This is a genomic window from Cypionkella sp. (assembly GCF_034376685.1).
Lineage (GTDB): Bacteria > Pseudomonadota > Alphaproteobacteria > Rhodobacterales > Rhodobacteraceae > Cypionkella.
On sequence record NZ_JAXMJJ010000046.1, the window covers coordinates 17,187 to 34,987 of the forward strand.

Here is a 17,801-nt window from a genome sequence, read left to right on the forward strand (position 1 = left end):
TTACGAGCGGATAAACCGGAACGCCGCAGACGCGCCCCAGCCCGCAACGGCGGCCATCACCAGCGACAGCACGCCGTAAAGCAGCGGTTGATCATGCGCGAGGTTGAACAGGAAGCGCTCCAACCCGGCCTTGCGCACCGCGATCAGGCGTTCCTGGGTATCCAGAACCACGCCGCCGCGCAGGATGAACAGCCGCACCTTGTAATTGCCTTCGGTCAGGTTGGCGGGCAGCGCGACATCGGTGCGAAACAGCGTCTCATCCGCCAGTTGCACCGTGCGTTCGGCGATGCGGTAGCGGCTTTCGTCCAACCGGATCCGCTGCAGGGCTTCGATGAAATCCGGGGCGTTTTCTGCTTCGTCACTGATGCCCACCGCGCGGATCACTTGCGGCAGAGTGATGCTGTGGCGCAGATCCTCGGTGTCTGACAGGATCTGGTCGAGCTTGTCGGTGGTGGCGATGGCGTAAAAGCTTGGGGCGGCATCCACCGTCACCGAAGACAGATTCGCCCAGATCCCGGCAACCCGTTCCTTGCGGCGGATGATCAGCCCGGTGCTGGGGCCTTCGACGGTGACAATCACTTCCAGCCGCGCGCCTTGTGGGGGCGGGGCGTCGCGTTTCACCGCGCCATAGATCAGGATGTCCGAGCCATCGAAATTGGCGGTGATCTGCACCCGGTTCTGGCTGAGACCGCTGACCAGCGCCTCATTCGCCACAGCAGGGCTGGCCAGCGCCAGCATCAGCAGCACAGCCCGGATCATGGCAGCAACCCCGGCGTGATCGAGAACAGTTCGGACGGCCGCAACAGCAAATCCAGCGCGATCTTGAAGCTGACCGTCAGTACCATGATCGCCAGCAGGATGCGCAACTGCTCGGCTTTCAGACGGTTGGACAGGGTTGCCCCGATCTGCGCCCCGATCACCCCGCCCATGATCAGCAGGAAGGCCAGCAACATATCCACAGTCTGGCTGTTGATCGCATGCATGATCGTGGTGAAGCCGGTAACGAAAATGATCTGGAACAGCGAGGTGCCCACCACCACCCGCGTCGGCATCCCCAAGAGGTAGATCATCGCGGGCACCAGAATGAAGCCGCCGCCGACCCCCATGATCGCCGACAGAAAGCCCACACTCGCGCCAATCGCCAGCGGCGGCAGCACCGAGATATACAGACCTGACGCCCGGAACTTCATCTTCAGCGGCAGCCCGTGCACCCAAGTGTGGATATGCGCGCGCCGGATCGGGGCCGCAGCCCCAGCGCGACGGGACCGCAGCAGCGCGCGCGCGCTTTCGACAAACATCAGCCCGCCGATCAGGCCCAGAAACAGCACATAGCTTAACTGCACGAACAGGTCGATCTGCCCCAGCGCCGTCATCCAGGCAAACACCTGCACCCCCAGGAACGATCCGGCAAAGCCGCCCATCAGCAGCACCAGCCCCATGCGGAAATCCACGCCCTTGCGCTTCATCTGCACCAGCATGCCGGAAATCGACGAGGCAACCACCTGGTTCGCCCCGGTCGCCACCGCCACGCCGGGCGGCACGCCGACGAACAGCAACAGCGGTGTGATCAGAAATCCGCCACCCACCCCGAACATGCCCGACAGAAAGCCGACCATGCCGCCCAATCCCAACAGCAGGAAGGCGTTGATCGAAACCTCGGCGATGGGGAGGTAGATTTGCATTGGCCGAGGCCCAAGGAATGGAAGGATTTTCTAAGCCTTGCGCGGCTTTGCCGGGCTTGTCAAACCCTTGTGGCCGTCACAGTTGCGTGCGCAGGAAATGACGCAGCACCTGTTCCAGTTTCGCCGCACCCAAGGGCGCCATCGCCTTGGTGTGCTCGTGGCTGATCTGCTCGTCGCTCATGCCCGCAGCCATGTTGGTGATGGTGGAGATCGCCGCGACCCGCAGGCCAAGGAAACGGGCGAGGATCACTTCGGGCACCGTCGACATCCCCACCGCATCGCCGCCGAGGATTTTAATCGCGCGGATTTCGGCGGGGGTTTCAAACGAAGGGCCGGAATACCACGCATAAACCCCCTCCGGCAGCGCCACATTGACCGCCTGCGCCGAAGCTTTCAGACCCGCGCGCAGGTCAGGGTCATGCGCCGTGGTCATCGGCACAAACCGCGCATCGGTTTTCTCACCGATCAGCGGGTTCAGCCCTGAGAAGTTGATATGGTCATTCAACAGCATCAGATCGCCGGGGCGAATATCGGGACGCAACGACCCCGCCGCATTGGTGGCAATCAGCGCCTCGGCTCCCAAACCTTTCAGCACCGTCAGCGGCAACCGCATCGCGCCTGGATTGCCGTTCTCATAGTAATGCTCACGCGCACCGAACACCGCGACGCGCACGCCCTCCAGATCACCGATCACCAGATTGGGATTGTGGCCAGAAACTCCGACATGCGGAAATCCCGGCAGATCGCCGTAAGGGATCGCGACACCTTGCACCGCTTGCGCCAGATGCCCAAGACCCGAGCCGAGGATCAGACCCAGTTTGACCGGAGCACTGCCCGCACGGGCTTGGATCTGGGTGACAAGAGCGGCAGTTTGATCGGTCATAGGGCGTCCTCTCTGCAAACGCCGGGGGTTTCACACCCCCGGACCCCCGTGGGATATTTAAGCCAGTATGAAAGCCAGAAGATCAGCGTTCTTTCTCATAGGGCTCGCCGCCCGCACGGGGTGGGATGGCTTTGCCGATAAAGCCCCACAGCACCAGCACGGTCAGGATATAGGGCAGCGCATCCAGCATCGAGACCGGGACTTTGAACCGCGCGATGCTTTCGACCACATCCGGGCGCAGCGCCAAGGCTTGGAAAAACCCAAACAGCATCGTCGCCCCCAGTGCCTGCCACGGCCGCCATTTCGCGAAGATCAACGCGGCGAGGGCGATATAGCCCCGTCCCGCCGTCATCTCACGCCCAAAGCCCGCTTGCAGGGCGGTCGCCATGTAAGCCCCCGCAATACCACACAAAACCCCGGTAATCGCCAAGGCCGCATAGCGCAGGCCCACCACCGACACGCCTGCCGTATCCACCGCCGCCGGGTTCTCGCCCACCGCGCGCAGCCGCAACCCAAAGCGGGTGCGATACAGCACCCACCATGTCAAAGGCACAAACGCCACCGCCGCATAGACCAGAATCGAATGGCCCGAGATCACCTGATAATACAAAGGCCCGATCAGCGGCACGTCGCGCACGCTTTCCGCGAAGGGCAGGGTGATCGGGTTGAACCGCGCAGCCCCGGCCAAGGGCGGCGTTCGCCCGCCTTGGCCAAACAGCGCCTGCGCCACCAGCACTGTGATGCCCGACGACAGGAAATTCAGCGCCACGCCCGAGATCAATTGATTGCCCCGGAAGGTGATCGAGGCCACCCCATGCAGCATCGCGAAGATCATCGAGGCGCAAATCCCCGCCCCAAGCCCGACCCAAGCCGAGCCGGACATCGCCGCCACTGACCCCGCCGCCATCGCCGCCGCCAGCATCTTGCCCTCAAGCCCGATGTCGAAAATCCCCGCGCGTTCCGAGAAAAGCCCCGCCAAACACGCGAGCAGCAACGGCGTTCCCAGCCGCACCGTCGAGCCCAAAATCTGCATCAGCGTTTCGTAATCCATCAGACGGCCGCCTTTCGCCCAAAGCTGAACAGCCACACCAGCAGCATCCGCACCATCTGATCCAGCGCCCCGGTGAACAGGATCACCAGCCCCTGCACCACGATCCGCATCTCAATCGGGATCGTCGTATTCAGCCCCAAAGCCGCCCCGCCCTGATAGAGAAACCCGAACAACAGCGCCGCCAACAGCACCCCGAACGGATGGTTCCGTCCCATCAGCGCCACCGCGATGCCAATAAACCCCGCGCCTTCTGCCGAGTTCTGCAACAACCGCTCCGCCGAACCCATCACATTGTTGATCGCCATCATCCCGGCCAAACCGCCGGAAATCAGCATCGCAATCATGGTGATCTTCACCGGATTGATCCCGGCATATTTCGACGCTGCTTCCGATTTGCCAAACGCTCGGATCTGATAGCCCAGCCGCGTGCGCCACAGCAAAAGCCACACCACCACGCAAGCCGCGAGTGCGATAAACAGCGTCACATTGGCCGGCACGTTGGAATACATCGCCACCCCGGCCTTGGTCAGCCGTGGCGTACCATCCGGGTTCAGCCGCGCGAAAAACTCCCGCAAAAACGGCATATCGCTCAGCGCGGGCAGGCTCGCCCCCGCCGGGAACCGCGCCGAGGCCGGGTCCATCTGCCCCGCGGGCCGCAGCACATCGACCAGCATGTAAACGATCAGCGCGCTCGCGATATAGTTGAACATGATCGTGGTGATCACGATATGGCTGCCGCGCTTGGCCTGTAGATATGCCGGAACCGCCGCCCAAGCCGCGCCAAACAGCGCCGCTCCCAAGGTTGCCGCCAGCAGCGCAACCGTCCAATGCGGCCACGGCAGCGCAAGGCACACCAGCGCCACACCAAGCCCGCCCAGTTGCGCCTGCCCCTCACCGCCGATGTTGAACAGCCCGGCATGAAACGCCACGATCACCGACAGCCCGGTAAAAATAAACGAGGTGGTATAATACAGCGTATAGCCCCAGCCATTCGCCGAGCCAAACGCCCCCTCAATCATGATCCCCAGCGCCCGCGTCGGGCTTTGCCCAATCGCCAGCAGCACAATCGCCGCGACCAAAGCCGCAAGCACAAGGCTGATCAGCGGCACCAACACGACATCGGCCCATTGCGGTAGTTTTCTCATCTTAAACCTTCCCGCCCGCGCCCGATTTGTCTGCGCCTGACTTGCCCAACACACCCGCCATCAACAGCCCCAACTCGCGTTCATTCGTGGTCTCGGGGTCCGCCGTGCCCATGATATGGCCGTCAAACATCACTGCGATCCGGTCGGAAAGGCTCATGATTTCATCCAGTTCCACCGAGACCAGCAGAATAGCCTTACCCGCATCCCGCAACGCAATGATCTGCTTGTGGATGAACTCAATCGCACCAATATCCACCCCGCGCGTCGGCTGGCCGATCAGCAGCAGGTCCGGGTTCTGCTCCATCTCGCGCGCCACCACGATCTTTTGCTGATTGCCGCCACTGAAATTCTTCGCAGCCAAAGTTGCAATCGGCGGGCGCACATCATAGCGCGCCATCTTCGCCTCAGTATCCGCCCGCAAAGCGTCATTATCCATGAACATGGCGTTTTTCTGATATTTCGGATCGTTGTGATAGCCAAACGCCACGTTTTCCCAAGCGCTGAAATCCATGATCAGCCCCAGATGTTGACGATCCTCCGGCACATGCGCAATCCCGGCCTCACGCCGCGTCTGCCCATTCGCCGACAACCCAACCAGCGGCAAATCCACCCCTTTCAGCGTGATCCGCCCAGTCGCCCGCGCAATGCCGCCCAAAGCCTCCAGCAGTTCCGACTGGCCATTGCCCGCCACCCCTGCAATGCCCAAAATCTCCCCGGCGCGGATCTCAAAGCTGACGCCTTTCAGCCGCTCGATCCCGTCATCATCCTTCACGCGCAGATTTTCCACCGCCAAAACCACCGCCCCCGGTGTGGCCTTCACCTTCTCGACCTCCAGCAAAACCTTGCGCCCGACCATCAGCTCAGCCAGCGACTCGGGCGACGATTCAGCCGTCTTCACCGTCCCCACCATCGTGCCGCGCCGCATGACGCTGACGTTATCCGTCGCCTCCATGATCTCGCGCAGCTTGTGGGTGATCAAGATGATGGTCTTGCCCTGCTCCTTCAAGCCGTTCAGAATCCTGAACAAATGGTCCGCCTCATCCGGGGTCAACACCCCTGTGGGCTCGTCCAAGATCAAAATATCGGCCTGCCGATACAAAGCCTTCAAAATCTCCACCCGCTGCTGATGCCCAACCGACAGGTCCTCAATCAGCGCATCCGGGTCCACATCCATCTCATATTCGCGGCTCAGATCGCCAAGAACCTTGCGCGCCTTCGCCAGCGAGGTGTTCAACATCGGGCCATCCTCGGCCCCAAGGATCACATTCTCCAGCACCGTGAAATTCTGCACCAGTTTGAAGTGCTGGAACACCATGCCGATACCGGCGCGAATGGCGCTCTGGCTGTCGGGGATCGGGGTCAGCTTGCCGTTGATGAAAATCTCGCCCGCATCCGCGCGGTAAAACCCATACAGGATCGACATCAGCGTCGATTTGCCCGCGCCGTTCTCGCCAATAATGCCGTGAATCGTGCCGCGCGGCACCGCGATATTGATATCCTTATTGGCCTGAACCGAACCAAAGGCCTTGGATATGCCCTTAAGTTCAATCGCATAGGGAGAGAGGGCGGCAGTTGCCTGCCGCCCCCCATTGGTCGTAGTCCCCATCAGAACGATCCAGCCGGGCAGGTGTTGTCGGACATGTAGTCATGCACCACCAACTCGCCCGATTTGATCTTCTCAGCGGCTGCATCAACCGTCGCCTGCATTTCCGGCGTCACCAGACTTGCGTTGTTTTCGTCCATCGCATAGCCCACGCCGCCCGCTTTCAGGTCCATCACATTGATGCCGGGGGTCAAGTTTTCACCTTCTTTGAACGCCTCATAAACCGCGTTATCGACGCGCTTCAGCATCGAGGTCAGCACTTTGCCCGGATGCATGTAGTTCTGGTTGCTGTCGACGCCGATCGACAGAATCCCCTCATCCGCCGCCGTCTGCAGCACGCCAACGCCGGTGCCACCCGCCGCCGCGTAGATCACGTCCGCGCCCTGGGATTTCTGCGCTTTCGCCAGTTCCGCACCCTTCACCGGGTCATTCCAAGCCGCCGGGGTCGTGCCGGTCATGTTCAGAATAACCGTCGCATCCGGCTTCACGGCCTTGACGCCCTGCGCATAACCGCAGCCAAAGCGGCGGATCAGCGGAATATCCATGCCGCCGATGAAACCAACCGTGTTGGTTTTAGACGCCAAGCCCGCCATCATCCCAACCAGATACGAGCCCTGATCCTCGGTAAACACCACCGATTTCACGTTCGGCTGCTCGACCACCATGTCGATGATGCCAAACTTGGTGTCCGGGAAGTCCGGCGCCACGGTGTTCAGCACGTCACCGAAAGCAAAGCCGGTCATGATGATCGGGTTCGCGCCATCTTCGGCCAAGCTGCGCAGAGCCTGCTCGCGCTGGGCTTCCGACTGCATTTCCAGCTCTTTATAGGTGCCGCCGGTTTCCTTCGCCCATTTCTCCGCGCCGTTGAACGCCGCTTCGTTGAACGATTTGTCGAACTTGCCGCCCAGATCGAAGATGATCGCAGGTTCAGCCAGCGCAGCGCCGCCCGTCAGCGCCAAAGTCGCTGCTGCACCCAGCAGGTGTTTCATCAGGGTCATAATTTTCTCCCGGTTTACGTGTTGTTAGCGTTTTTGTTTTCCCATCGCTGCGCGGCGGCAAGCGCCAGCGCCAGAGCGGGTCGTGCTGGATTTAGGACAGCGCTTTGCGGGAGGGTCAACAGGAATCTGTGGCACGCTTGCGTGACCGAACTGCACTGCCGCGCTGCGACGGTGAAAAATATACCATTTGGTCAGTAATTTGGCGGCACCAGCGCGCTAAATCGCCCGCGCCAGCACCAAGGCGTCTATCCGTTCGCCTGTCGGAGATTGGTAATACCCGCGACGTTTGCCTTTCGGCTCAAAGCCTTTGCGGGCGTAAAGGCTCTGCGCGGGCAGGTTATTGGCCGCGACTTCAAGGAAAACTGATTCGGCCCCACGCAGCTTGGCCTCGGCCAGAAACCCATCCACCAACCGCCCGCCCGTGCCGCGCTTGCGTGCGCTGGGATCGACGGCGAGCGTGATCAATTCGGCTTCCCCCGCCACCACCCGGCCAATCAGAAACCCGCTCGGCTCGGTCAGCACAAACGCGAAAGCGCTGTCCAGAGTGCTGGCAATCTCTGCCGCCGACCACGGCCGCGGTGTGGTGAAACACGCCGCATGCACCGCCGCCATGTCGTCAAAGGTCACGATGCTGCCAGATCAAGAATAACTGGCGGCGGATCGCTCGGCGGTGCGGCATCCGCCCCACGCAGATAGAACGGGGCAGGGCGCGGCTGCACCGACCCCACCCGCGTCGAAGCAATCCGCGCAATCGCCTCGGCAATCGGCAGGCTGTGTAAGTCATCGCGCCCCGCGACAGCGCCCTCAATCGCGCCCAAAGCCTCAGCCGCAACAATCCGCGCTTCCCCCGGCCCGACTATATCAAACCGCTGCACATAGACCTCGCCGCGCCGCGCGTCCTCAACCACCGTCACCGGACGCGGCAGCCCGAAAGCCAAAGCTTCCAACCGAGTCACCCCAATCGCCGGAACCCCAAGCCCCAAGGCCAACCCCCGCGCCGCCGCAACCGAGATCCGCACGCCGGTAAAGTTTCCCGGCCCGGTGCCCACGCCAATCGCGGTGACATCGGCCAAAACCACCCCGGCCTCAGCCAGCAGGTCCGAGATCAAAGGCATCAGCCGTTCGGCCTGCCCCTTCTCCATCGCCTCGGTCTTCAACCAAAGCTGATCACCGCATAGCAAAGCGGCGGCGCAATGCGCCGCCGATGTGTCGAATGCCAAAATGATATCAGGCCGCAACCGGACGCACCTCAAGCACTTCCGGGATGTAATGCCGCAGCAGGTTCTCAATCCCCATCTTCAAAGTCAGGGTCGAAGACGGGCAGCCCGCGCAAGCGCCCTTCATATGCAGATAGACCACGCCGCGATCAAAGCCGTGGAAGGTGATGTCGCCACCATCCTGCGCCACGGCAGGGCGTACGCGGGTATCCAGCAACTCTTTGATCTGGTTGACGATATCTGAATCCTCACCCTCATGCGCGGCATGGGCGGCCTGAGATTCGCCTTCCATCACAGCAGCGCCGGATTGGAAATGCTCCATGATCGCGCCCAAAATCGCCGGCTTGATATGCTGCCAATCGGCAGCTTCCGCCTTGGTCACGGTGACGAAATCGGTGCCAAAGAACACACCTGTCACTTGCCCGGTGGCAAAAATCCGCTTCGCCAGTGGCGACTTCACAGCCGATTCAAGGCTCGGGAAATCGGCAGTGCCCATTTCCAACACGGCTTGCCCCGGCAGAAACTTCAGCGTCGCCGGGTTCGGGGTGGATTCGGTCTGGATGAACATGGTCTTTTCTCCGACTATTCCACTCGGATATGCGCCCTTGGCACCCAGAAGTCAAGTTTGGAACCGTTCTAAATCACTCTGAATACCAGAAAAAGGGCGCAGAGTTTCCCCCGCGCCCTAGTCTGGCTACCACTGTCCCCCTGAAAGCGGCAGCGCGGTCAGTCAGCCGTCAGAACTTGATGATGTAAGAGATGCCGGTCACCAGCGGATCAATCTCAACCTTGCCAATGTCGGCGCCGTTCAGGCTGACATCGCTTTCGATCTTCGCATAGCGCAGGTCTAACCGCAGCGCCGCCTTGTCGCTCAGCGCATAATCCGCCCCCAGATGCACGGCGACGCCAAAGCTGTCGTCGATCTTCAGATCCCCAAGCGGCGAGCTGGTCTCGAAAAACTTGGTGTAGTTCACCCCAAGCCCGACGAAAGGCGTGAACTTGCTGGCGTTCGCGAAGTGATAATTCAGCGAGATCGTCGGCGGCAGTTGCTTGGTCTCACCCGCATAACCGCCGTTCAGATAGACCGAGTGTTTGAAGGGCAGCGCGCCCAGAACCTCAAGCCCCAGATTGTCGCGCAGGAAATATTCGAAAGTGATCGTGGGCCGGGTGCTGTCGTTCACCGTGGCATCAGCGCCAGCCAGGGTGCCGTTGTCGCTTTTCGGCGAGACGATCCCAAGGCCAAGGCCAAGCGTCATATCACCCGCCGATTGCGCGGCAGCAGGGGCGGCAAGGGCCGCAGTGGCAAGAAGGGCGAGCAGAGTTATTTTCATGATTTCATTCCGCAAATTGGTTGCGGGATCATCCTCTGCCCCTTGGGCCGCCCGGACGTTGACATGAATCAAGTCCGGCGCGCACGGCGCTGCGACAGGGTGTCGCGTGTAGGCTCAGTCGCTGTAGTAGGCGTACATCAATTCCAGCGCATTGAGGCTGGGCGTGGCAGTGGGGCGCGACAGCGGACTGGCTTTGAAATAGGCATCCGCCTCTTGCGCGGCGCGGATCGCGGCGATGGGTTGGATAGCCAGTTTGGCAGGGTAGGCGGTGACAGACGGATTGCGGCTCATAGCGTGCTCCTTTTGTCCTCCCGCAAAGAATATAGGGCAAATTGCTGCAATAGCAAAGTGTGCAATGCTGCAACTGCGAAATGCAGCCAGCGCAGAGCGCTTACCCCCGCCGCAACCGGCGCAACATCGCCCAAACGATCAGCCGATGCGCCGGGGCCACCGGCAGCATATACAGCCGCCCAAACCAATTATGCGTGACCACCGAGGCCGTAATCGCCAACCGCGCGCCCTCCACCGTGATGCAGGTCATCACATCCAGATGCCGATCCCGCGCGGTCAGCGACAGGGTCTGATCGTCGATATGCTCGATCAAAAAGAAATCCAGATGGTCCCCCACCTGCGGCGCTTCCACCACAGCCCCGGAAAACCCACCAATCCGCGCCACCCCAAACCGCGCCGAAATCGCATCCCGCAACTTGAACGCCAGCCCCAACCCCGGCAAAGGCTTCGCCATCACCAACCGCCAAGCCTGCAACGCCGTGATCGGCGCGGGCAGCTCAACGCTCTGGCTGTCCAGATAGGCCAACTCGGCCCGTGGGGCGATCAGTTGCGCGTGGTTGGGAAGCTGCATGGTGGAAACCTCGCTTTGCAAGCACCTTAGCCGTATTGCAGGATGCGCAAGCTGAGACAGATGGCCTCACCTCTAAGCCGCCTGCCGCTACTGATAGCAATAAATCGGCACCACCGGCGCCGTGATCTGCTCGGATGCCCTTTCGGATACGGTCAACACGCAGTGATCTCGTTGCGCAAGCAAACTGCGTAACATGCGCAAAAAGCTGTTTAGATCATTCGGAAAACACAAGTTCGGACCTCTGGAATCTCACCCAGAACTCTTGTCCAGTTCCAGTCAACACCCAGATATGGCTGCGAAATCTAATGCCGGTAGAAGTGTGTTTTCAGCCCGGAAATCCCTTCCGCAGAGACACTGAAACAGTGTCAGACCCGCCTCATGCAGCGGCGTCGGGTGCTGGATATGTTGCGCCAAGGTGATGATCTCGACGATGCCAAAGGGCAGATCCTCGGTGATGAACCGCGTCGAAAGATCGGTCGGACCGGGCGGTCCGCCGCGCCGGGCGTGGATCTGGGCGGCCATCTCGGCAAGGCTCAGATGCTCGGGCAGCGCGAAAGTATCGCGGAAATGGCGCTCGACACTGCGGACCCTCACCCCATAGGCGGTCGCAAGCGCCAGTCTCTCGCCGTCCAGCCCCTCGATCAGCCGCGCCACTGTGGGGGTGATGCCATCGTAATTCGCCCAAACCTCACCGCGTTCGATGCGCGTCAGGTTGCACAGCGCATTGGCCATATGAACTGGCGGATTGAGGTTGCCCAAGGCAATCGCCACAATCGACTCGGCTTTCGCAAACCGGTCGCCAAAAAGCGCATGACAGAGCGCCAGGGCTTCGTCACTTCGCGTATCCGGCAGGGCCGCCACTTCAACGCGCGCCCGCAGACCGCCGATCTGAACCCCATCCTCGCCCAGACACCGCCCCAGCACCACTGTCGTGCCCCAGGCCATCACCAAAGCCGCCACCCCGCGCGCAGCCAGCGCCTGATGCAGATAAAGTCCGCCCAGCGACAGCTGCGCCGAGATGATGATGCCATGATCTGCGCGCAGATGCGGCAAAGCCGCATCAAGGGTGGCGCGGTGGCCATTGGCGGGCATCGCCAGCACCACCACCTCGGCCCAATGCAGTGCCGTCTGCAGATCCTGCGCTATGGCGATGCGCAGCGCACCATCAAGCGCCCCCGACACCTGCAAAGGCAGGCTTCGCAGCGCTTGTGTGCTCCGCCCCGAAGGCGACCACAGCATCGGCACATGCCCCGCCTTGGTCAACAACGCCGCCATACCCCGCGCCACGCCCCCGGCCCCAAGGATCAAGACCCGCTTTGCCATCGCGTCACAGATCCTGTTCGCTATCCAGAAAAGCCTCGATCCGTGCACGCCAAGGCGCGATGTCGATCTTGCGCTCGGCCAGCCAGGCATCATTGTAATAGCTGTCGGCATAGCGCTCGCCGCTGTCGCAGATCAGGGTCACCAAAGCCCCCCGCTGCCCCTCGCGCGCCATCTGGGCCGTGATCATCAGCATGCCGAAGAAGTTCGTGCCGGTAGAGCCACCGACCCGACGGAACAACCGATCCGACAGCACCCTGGCGGCTGCGATTGAGGCGGCATCAGGCACTCGGATCATATGGTCGATCACCTCGGGCACAAAGGAAGGCTCCACCCTTGGCCGCCCGATACCCTCTATCCGGCTGCCCTCGGCGGTGATGTCGCGCCGTCCGGTCGCCCAAGCGTCATAGAAAGCCGAGCCCTCGACATCGACAACGCAAAGCCGCGTCGCCAGATTGCGATAGCGAATATAACGACCGATGGTGGCAGAGGTGCCGCCGGTGCCTGCACTCATCACCACCCAGTCGGGCACGGGTTCGGCTTCGGCCTGCATCTGGTCAAAAATGCTCTGCGCGATGTTGTTGTTACCGCGCCAGTCGGTTGCACGTTCGGCAAAGGTGAACTGGTCCAGATAATGCCCGCCGGTTTCGGCTGCCAACTGCTCGGCCACAGCATAAATCGCACCTGAGTGATCGACAAAATGGCAAGAGCCGCCGAACTGCGCAATCGCCTGCACCTTCTGCGGGCTGGTCGAGCGCGGCATCACCGCGATGAACTTTAACCCGAGGAGCTGGGCAAAGTAAGCCTCAGAGACGGCGGTAGAACCGGAGGAGGCCTCGATCAGCGTGGTTTGCGACCCGATCCAGCCATTGCAGATGCCATACAGGAAAAGCGAGCGCGCCAAACGGTGTTTCAAACTGCCGGTAGGATGGGTGCTTTCGTCCTTCAGGTACAGCGAGATGCCCGACAGCCCCTTGAACATCGGCTTGATCAGATGCGTATCGGCCGAGCGGCGGGCGTCGCCCATCAACAGATCAATCGCCCGGTGTCGCCAGTCGCGGGCTGGATGATCGCCCAGCGGCAGCTTTTGCTGCAGGCAGTCGTCAAAGCGCATCAGACTGCCCCCTTCAAAGCCAAGATCGCCTCAACCTCAACCGCTGCACCTTTCGGCAGGGCCGAGACTTCGATGGTCGCCCGCGCCGGAAACGGTGCCACGAAAGCCTCAGCATAGGCCGCATTGATCTCGGTAAAGCGCGACAGGTCGGTGACATAGATCGTCGTCTTCACCACCTCGGCCAGCGAACTGCCCGCCGCTTCGGCAATGGCCGCGATGTTGCGCAGGCACTGGCGCATCTGTTCCACGGGATCTTGCGAGGGAAATTCGCCAGTCGCGGGATCAATCGGCAATTGCCCTGAGATAAACAGCAGCCCGCCTGTCGCGATCGCCTGCGAATAGGGGCCAATGGCTGCGGGGGCGGCAGTGGTGGAAATCGGTGTCATGGCATGTTCTTTCAGTCAGGTGAAACTGCAGGAGCCCGAAGGCTCCTGCAAAGGCCGCACAGATGGGCCGGATCAGGCGATGGCGCGCTTCTTCCACCTGCCCCAGATCGGCAAAGCCAGAATCAGCAGCGTCAGCGTCACCACGATCATCGACATCGGCGAGGCGATCAGCGCCAGCGGATGCCCCCCCGAGATGGTCAGCGCCAGCGACAGCTGCCCCTCGGCAATCGGCCCCAGTATCACGCCCAGAATGACCGGCGGGCTGGGATAGTCCAGACGCTCCATCACATAGGCGATCAGACCGATGCCAAGCAACATGTACAGATCGAAGGTCGAGTTGTTGACCGCATAGACGCCGATTGCCACGAACATCAGGATCAGCGGCGCAAGCACCACATGCGGCAAGCGCAGCACTTGACCAAATATTCGCGTCGCGGCAAGACCACCGACAAAGTACAGCAGGACCGCCGAGATCAGCATCTGCAGCATGAACCCATAGACGATGTCGGGGTGCTCGCTGAACAACTGCGGACCGGGGCGCAGGCCATGCACCAGCAGACCGCCCAGGATCACCGCCGCCACGCCTGATCCGGGGATGCCTAGCGAGAGCGCCGGAATGAGCGAGGCTGCGTTATCCGCACCATTGCCGCATTCCGAAGCCGCAACGCCATCCGGATTGCCCTTGCCGAAGCTGTCGGGATCTTTCGAGCGTTGCTTGGCGTCGTTATAGGCCAGATAGCAGCTCATCGAGCCACCCGCGCCCGGAAGGATGCCGATGATGATGCCGATGACCGACGATCGCATCCAGATCGGCAAAAAGCGCCGCCAATCCTTCAGCACAGAGCCTTGCTTGCGCAGATTGAGCAGCTCTTTCGACATGCCCTTGTGCCCTGCGGTCTCGATCATCTGGATCACCGGAGGGATCGCGAAAAGCGCCGTCAGCAGCACGACGATATCCATGCCTTCGGCAAATTCCAGCCGCCCGAAAGTATAGCGCTCGGTGCCCGTCGCCAGATCAGTGCCCATGGTGCCGATCAGCAGGCCGATAAAAGCCGCCATCACCCCCTTGAGCAGATCATCGCCCAGCAGCGAAGCCACCGTGGCCAGCCCGAGCACCGCGACCCAGAAATATTCCGCTGGGCCGAACATTAGGCTCAGTTTGACAAGCAGCGGCGCAAGACCGATCAGCGCCAGCGCCGACAACACAGAGCCGATCACGCCCGACACCACCGCGACCTGCAAGGCATAAGCGGCCTTGCCCTGCTTGGTCATCTCGTAACCATCCATCAGCGTGGCAACCGAAGCCGGCGTGCCCGGCACGCGCAACAGGATCGCCGGAATGGCCCCCCCATAGCTTCCGCCGTTGTACATTCCCGCCATCATGCCCAGTGCAAACAGCGGGTCCATGCCAAAGGTCAGCGGGATCAGCACCGCAAGGCCAGTCGTAACGGTCAGCCCCGGCAACGCCCCAACCAAAAGCCCCGCAATCGTGCCGATCAGCACCGCAAGCAGGCTCGAAGGCGCGAAAGCATGCGGCAAGGCGCCCAGCAAAGCATCGATCATCGCAGCACCCCCAGCAAAGGATCCAGAATATCTGCGGGCAGCGGCCGCTTCAGGATCACGACAAAGACCACAAGGATGAAGATCAAAGTGCCAAGACTGGCCAGAACCGTCATGCGCAGGTCAGCAAAGCGCAGCGCCACCGGGAGGGCGATGCCAAGGATCAAGCTGGGGATCACATAGCCGATTGCGTCGATTGCCAGAATATAAAGTCCCAGCATCGCAAAACCGAGCAGAAAGCGTCCGAGGTGGCCGAAGAAGGCGGCATCGTCGCCGGGTCTGGTTTGCAGCCAACTGCGCAGCAGCACCAGAACCGCGCCGATGCCCAGACCGAGGGCCATTACCCTTGGATAAACGCCGCTTGCGCCGGGATAGTCGCCAGCCTTGAGGAAAGCGAGGCCCGCGGCGATCAAAAGCACCGCCGCGAAGCCGATCTCTCCCTGCTTGTGCGTGAGAGAGGAGTTTACCGCCACGGCGTCACCTTCCACGTCTCGGCCAATTCGCTTTCCATGCGCTCAAGCAGGGCGCGGTAGTCGGTGGCATCCAGATAGGCCAGCGGAATCTCGGCAGCCTCTGCGGTCTTGAGGTATTCAGGATCTGCCATCGCCGCCTTCAGCGCGGTTTGCAGTTTTTCCACCATCTCGGGCGGGGTGCCAGCCGGAGCCGCCAACCCGCGCGAGGCGGTCACGACCAGATCATAGCCTTGCTCTTTGAAGGTCGGCGCGTCGGGCAGATAGGTCGAACGCTCCAGCGACATCACGCCCAACAGCCGGATATCGCCGCTGCGGATCAAAGGCAGCGCCTCTGAAAGGTTCATCGTCGCCGCCGGAATATGCCCGCCCAAAAGCGCCTGACGCACCGGCGCGGTCGAGCCAAAGAACGCTGGTGTAAAGCTTGACCCGGCCGAGCGGTTCAGGTTGAGAATGCCGATATGCTCGGACGACCCCGCCGCACCCGAAGTGCCGACAACAATCGCCCCCGGTGCAGCCTTGGAGGCCGCCATCAGATCGTCCAGCGTCTTGTAGGGGCTGTCCTTGCCCACAACGAGAATACCGGGATCCAGCACGATATTGCCAATCATCTGAAAGTCTTGCAGCTTATACTTGGCCTTGCCTTCGACGGTCAGCGCCACAAAGGAGGGCGGGTTGATCATGCCGATGGTATAGCCATCCGGCTTGCCCTGCGACAGCGCCGTCCAGCCCAACTCACCCCCAGCGCCCGGCTTGTTGATCACGGCGATCGAGGCGCCATCGCCCAGGTGTTTCTCCATGAACAGCGCGACAGAGCGCGCCGCCACATCAGTGCCACCGCCGGGCGCAAAGGCCACGATCAGCTCGATGGGTTTATCGGGATATTCGGCCAGTGCTGGCTGGCCCAGAAGTGCTGCCATCGCAGCACCCAGCAAAAATTTCGGAAGCTTCATGTCATCCTCGTTCTGTTGTTTGCGTCATCATCTCTTGGCCAGACAGCCGAGGCTGCCTTCCGTGATCTTTGCTGTCACGGTATCGGACATTGTGAGGGGGGTCACGGCGTGCCATGCAGCACCGACCCGCAAAAACCTGCCCTGAAATCCCCCTGCCCATTCAAGCCGCCGCCTCGGCGGCATCTGGCGCGAACTCTGGCAGAGCGCGGACAAAATCGCGCACCGCATGCAGGGTGTCGCGGGAAAAACCGGCGCGGATCGAACAGCTCGGCGCGATGATCAGATCGCCGCCAAGCCCCTGCACTTCCTGCAAAGTCTGCATGATCTGCGCCTTGACCAGCTCTACGTCGTTGCCGGTCATGGCGCGGCGGTCGATCCCACCGACGATGCATTTGTCGCTGCTGATCATCGCGGCCGCGGCACTGGGGCGGGTCTCCCAATTGTGCCAGTTCAGCGCATGCACCGGATAGTCGCGGATGTCGCGAAAGCGGATCTGCGCACCGTGGGCGTGCAGGATGTTGAACTTGCCCTGCTGCGCGCCGACCAGCGCCTCCAGATCGTAGGGCGCTACAAATTCGCAAAAATCGTCATAGCCCAGCACATTCCGGCCGCTGTCCTGATGCGCAAAGAACACCCCATCCGCCCCGGCCGCAATCGCCGCCTTGGCATAGAGACGCACATTCGCCGCGATCCGTTCCAGCGCCTCGTGCAGCCCGGCGAGTCCCTGCTTTTCGGCAATCTGGCGATGCACCAAACCCCGGCTCAGCTTCGATGCAATCGTCATCGGGCTGAAGATGGTGAAGATGATCGGCACCTTCGGCAAGGCCGCCCGCATCAGCCGCAAGGCGTGCAACTCGCGCCCCAGCGCCCCAGTCTCGGGGTCAACCAGGGGCAGCCGCGCCCAGTCTTCAGGGCGTTCAAACGGGGTGTCGACGATGCGGGCAACGCCGCCTCTGGCGACCTCCGAGAAATCAACCTGCACGCCCATATCCTCGACCGCATACATGCCATTGGGGGCGGTCTTCAGAAAATCCAGATCGAAATCGCGCTGAAAGGCGACACTCGCTTCGGCCAGTCGTTCGGCCTCCATATCCACCTCGGGAAAGTGGCTCCAGACCGAAAACAGAGGGCCCTTTCCAAGCCGATCGACAAAGACGGTTTTGATCGCGTCGCTATAAGGCATCCGAAGTCTTTCGCTCGTGTAACAGGGCTGTGACTTCGTTGTA

20 protein-coding genes are annotated in these 17,801 nt (G+C 61.5%); all 20 read right to left on the minus strand.

Features of this window, described 5'->3' with window-relative positions; genetic code table 11:
• Positions 1-759, minus strand: coding sequence for a TIGR02186 family protein (locus U1A24_RS10410; protein WP_322321914.1), 759 nt, complete (start codon positions 757-759; stop codon positions 1-3).
• On the minus strand, positions 756-1,682 hold the full coding sequence (locus U1A24_RS10415) for a sulfite exporter TauE/SafE family protein (protein WP_322321915.1): 927 nt from the start codon (positions 1,680-1,682) through the stop codon (positions 756-758). Before U1A24_RS10415 ends, U1A24_RS10410 begins: the two co-directional genes overlap by 4 nt.
• A 76-nt stretch (positions 1,683-1,758) precedes the next feature.
• On the minus strand, positions 1,759-2,565 hold the full coding sequence (locus U1A24_RS10420; RefSeq protein ID WP_322321916.1) for a purine-nucleoside phosphorylase: 807 nt from the start codon (positions 2,563-2,565) through the stop codon (positions 1,759-1,761).
• A gap of 82 nt (positions 2,566-2,647) precedes the next feature.
• Positions 2,648-3,616: an ABC transporter permease gene (locus tag U1A24_RS10425; RefSeq protein ID WP_322321917.1), complete on the minus strand. Its 969-nt coding sequence runs from the start codon at positions 3,614-3,616 to the stop codon at positions 2,648-2,650.
• Positions 3,616-4,761, minus strand: a complete 1,146-nt coding sequence (locus U1A24_RS10430) for an ABC transporter permease (RefSeq protein ID WP_322321918.1) — start codon at positions 4,759-4,761, stop codon at positions 3,616-3,618. Before U1A24_RS10430 ends, U1A24_RS10425 begins: the two co-directional genes overlap by 1 nt.
• Position 4,762: 1 nt before the next feature.
• The gene (locus tag U1A24_RS10435) at positions 4,763-6,367 is read right to left on the minus strand and encodes an ABC transporter ATP-binding protein (protein WP_322321919.1); all 1,605 of its coding nucleotides are present in this window, start codon (positions 6,365-6,367) and stop codon (positions 4,763-4,765) included.
• Complete coding sequence (locus tag U1A24_RS10440; RefSeq protein WP_322321920.1) at positions 6,367-7,362, minus strand: BMP family ABC transporter substrate-binding protein; 996 nt, start codon at positions 7,360-7,362, stop codon at positions 6,367-6,369. Before U1A24_RS10440 ends, U1A24_RS10435 begins: the two co-directional genes overlap by 1 nt.
• 216 nt (positions 7,363-7,578) lie before the next feature.
• Positions 7,579-7,989, minus strand: coding sequence for a GNAT family N-acetyltransferase (locus tag U1A24_RS10445; RefSeq protein ID WP_322321921.1), 411 nt, complete (start codon positions 7,987-7,989; stop codon positions 7,579-7,581).
• A complete protein-coding gene (gene tsaB, locus U1A24_RS10450) occupies positions 7,986-8,600 on the minus strand; it encodes a tRNA (adenosine(37)-N6)-threonylcarbamoyltransferase complex dimerization subunit type 1 TsaB (protein ID WP_322321922.1) in 615 nt (204 codons plus the stop codon). Before tsaB ends, U1A24_RS10445 begins: the two co-directional genes overlap by 4 nt.
• The gene (locus U1A24_RS10455; RefSeq protein WP_322321923.1) at positions 8,590-9,147 is read right to left on the minus strand and encodes a NifU family protein; all 558 of its coding nucleotides are present in this window, start codon (positions 9,145-9,147) and stop codon (positions 8,590-8,592) included. The genes tsaB and U1A24_RS10455 overlap by 11 nt, the downstream gene beginning before the upstream one ends.
• Before the next feature lie 169 nt (positions 9,148-9,316).
• Positions 9,317-9,910, minus strand: a complete 594-nt coding sequence (locus U1A24_RS10460; protein ID WP_322321924.1) for an OmpW/AlkL family protein — start codon at positions 9,908-9,910, stop codon at positions 9,317-9,319.
• Positions 9,911-10,024: 114 nt separating this feature from the next.
• Positions 10,025-10,201: a hypothetical protein gene (locus U1A24_RS10465; RefSeq protein ID WP_322321925.1), complete on the minus strand. Its 177-nt coding sequence runs from the start codon at positions 10,199-10,201 to the stop codon at positions 10,025-10,027.
• A 100-nt stretch (positions 10,202-10,301) separates the two neighbouring features.
• Positions 10,302-10,772, minus strand: coding sequence for a DUF2867 domain-containing protein (locus U1A24_RS10470; protein WP_322321926.1), 471 nt, complete (start codon positions 10,770-10,772; stop codon positions 10,302-10,304).
• Between the two features lie 276 nt (positions 10,773-11,048).
• Positions 11,049-12,095: an NAD/NADP octopine/nopaline dehydrogenase family protein gene (locus U1A24_RS10475; protein ID WP_322321927.1), complete on the minus strand. Its 1,047-nt coding sequence runs from the start codon at positions 12,093-12,095 to the stop codon at positions 11,049-11,051.
• Between the two features lie 4 nt (positions 12,096-12,099).
• On the minus strand, positions 12,100-13,206 hold the full coding sequence (locus tag U1A24_RS10480) for a PLP-dependent cysteine synthase family protein (RefSeq protein ID WP_322321928.1): 1,107 nt from the start codon (positions 13,204-13,206) through the stop codon (positions 12,100-12,102).
• Entirely contained in the window at positions 13,206-13,592 is a 387-nt protein-coding gene (locus tag U1A24_RS10485; protein WP_322321929.1) for a Rid family detoxifying hydrolase, read from the minus strand. Before U1A24_RS10485 ends, U1A24_RS10480 begins: the two co-directional genes overlap by 1 nt.
• Before the next feature lie 72 nt (positions 13,593-13,664).
• On the minus strand, positions 13,665-15,155 hold the full coding sequence (locus tag U1A24_RS10490) for a tripartite tricarboxylate transporter permease (protein WP_322321930.1): 1,491 nt from the start codon (positions 15,153-15,155) through the stop codon (positions 13,665-13,667).
• The gene (locus U1A24_RS10495; RefSeq protein ID WP_322321931.1) at positions 15,152-15,625 is read right to left on the minus strand and encodes a tripartite tricarboxylate transporter TctB family protein; all 474 of its coding nucleotides are present in this window, start codon (positions 15,623-15,625) and stop codon (positions 15,152-15,154) included. The genes U1A24_RS10490 and U1A24_RS10495 overlap by 4 nt, the downstream gene beginning before the upstream one ends.
• Entirely contained in the window at positions 15,616-16,575 is a 960-nt protein-coding gene (locus U1A24_RS10500) for a tripartite tricarboxylate transporter substrate binding protein (RefSeq protein ID WP_322321932.1), read from the minus strand. The genes U1A24_RS10495 and U1A24_RS10500 overlap by 10 nt, the downstream gene beginning before the upstream one ends.
• Before the next feature lie 160 nt (positions 16,576-16,735).
• Entirely contained in the window at positions 16,736-17,758 is a 1,023-nt protein-coding gene (locus U1A24_RS10505; protein ID WP_322321933.1) for a uroporphyrinogen decarboxylase family protein, read from the minus strand.
• Positions 17,759-17,801 lie beyond the last annotated feature (43 nt).

Excerpts from the sequence above, each read along its gene's own strand:
- U1A24_RS10500 (WP_322321932.1), bottom strand. The coding sequence starts at position 16,575 with ATGAAGCTTCCGAAATTTTTGCTGGGTGCTGCGATGGCAGCACTTCTG.
- U1A24_RS10415 (WP_322321915.1), bottom strand. The coding sequence starts at position 1,682 with ATGCAAATCTACCTCCCCATCGCCGAGGTTTCGATCAACGCCTTCCTG.
- U1A24_RS10505 (WP_322321933.1), bottom strand. The coding sequence starts at position 17,758 with ATGCCTTATAGCGACGCGATCAAAACCGTCTTTGTCGATCGGCTTGGA.
- U1A24_RS10475 (WP_322321927.1), bottom strand. The coding sequence starts at position 12,095 with ATGGCAAAGCGGGTCTTGATCCTTGGGGCCGGGGGCGTGGCGCGGGGT.
- U1A24_RS10420 (WP_322321916.1), bottom strand. The coding sequence starts at position 2,565 with ATGACCGATCAAACTGCCGCTCTTGTCACCCAGATCCAAGCCCGTGCG.
- U1A24_RS10485 (WP_322321929.1), bottom strand. The coding sequence starts at position 13,592 with ATGACACCGATTTCCACCACTGCCGCCCCCGCAGCCATTGGCCCCTAT.
- U1A24_RS10430 (WP_322321918.1), bottom strand. The coding sequence starts at position 4,761 with ATGAGAAAACTACCGCAATGGGCCGATGTCGTGTTGGTGCCGCTGATC.
- U1A24_RS10440 (WP_322321920.1), bottom strand. The coding sequence starts at position 7,362 with ATGACCCTGATGAAACACCTGCTGGGTGCAGCAGCGACTTTGGCGCTG.
- U1A24_RS10425 (WP_322321917.1), bottom strand. The coding sequence starts at position 3,616 with ATGGATTACGAAACGCTGATGCAGATTTTGGGCTCGACGGTGCGGCTG.
- U1A24_RS10435 (WP_322321919.1), bottom strand. The coding sequence starts at position 6,367 with ATGGGGACTACGACCAATGGGGGGCGGCAGGCAACTGCCGCCCTCTCT.
- U1A24_RS10410 (WP_322321914.1), bottom strand. The coding sequence starts at position 759 with ATGATCCGGGCTGTGCTGCTGATGCTGGCGCTGGCCAGCCCTGCTGTG.
- U1A24_RS10460 (WP_322321924.1), bottom strand. The coding sequence starts at position 9,910 with ATGAAAATAACTCTGCTCGCCCTTCTTGCCACTGCGGCCCTTGCCGCC.
- U1A24_RS10480 (WP_322321928.1), bottom strand. The coding sequence starts at position 13,206 with ATGCGCTTTGACGACTGCCTGCAGCAAAAGCTGCCGCTGGGCGATCAT.
- U1A24_RS10490 (WP_322321930.1), bottom strand. The coding sequence starts at position 15,155 with ATGATCGATGCTTTGCTGGGCGCCTTGCCGCATGCTTTCGCGCCTTCG.
- U1A24_RS10465 (WP_322321925.1), bottom strand. The coding sequence starts at position 10,201 with ATGAGCCGCAATCCGTCTGTCACCGCCTACCCTGCCAAACTGGCTATC.
- U1A24_RS10455 (WP_322321923.1), bottom strand. The coding sequence starts at position 9,147 with ATGTTCATCCAGACCGAATCCACCCCGAACCCGGCGACGCTGAAGTTT.
- U1A24_RS10470 (WP_322321926.1), bottom strand. The coding sequence starts at position 10,772 with ATGCAGCTTCCCAACCACGCGCAACTGATCGCCCCACGGGCCGAGTTG.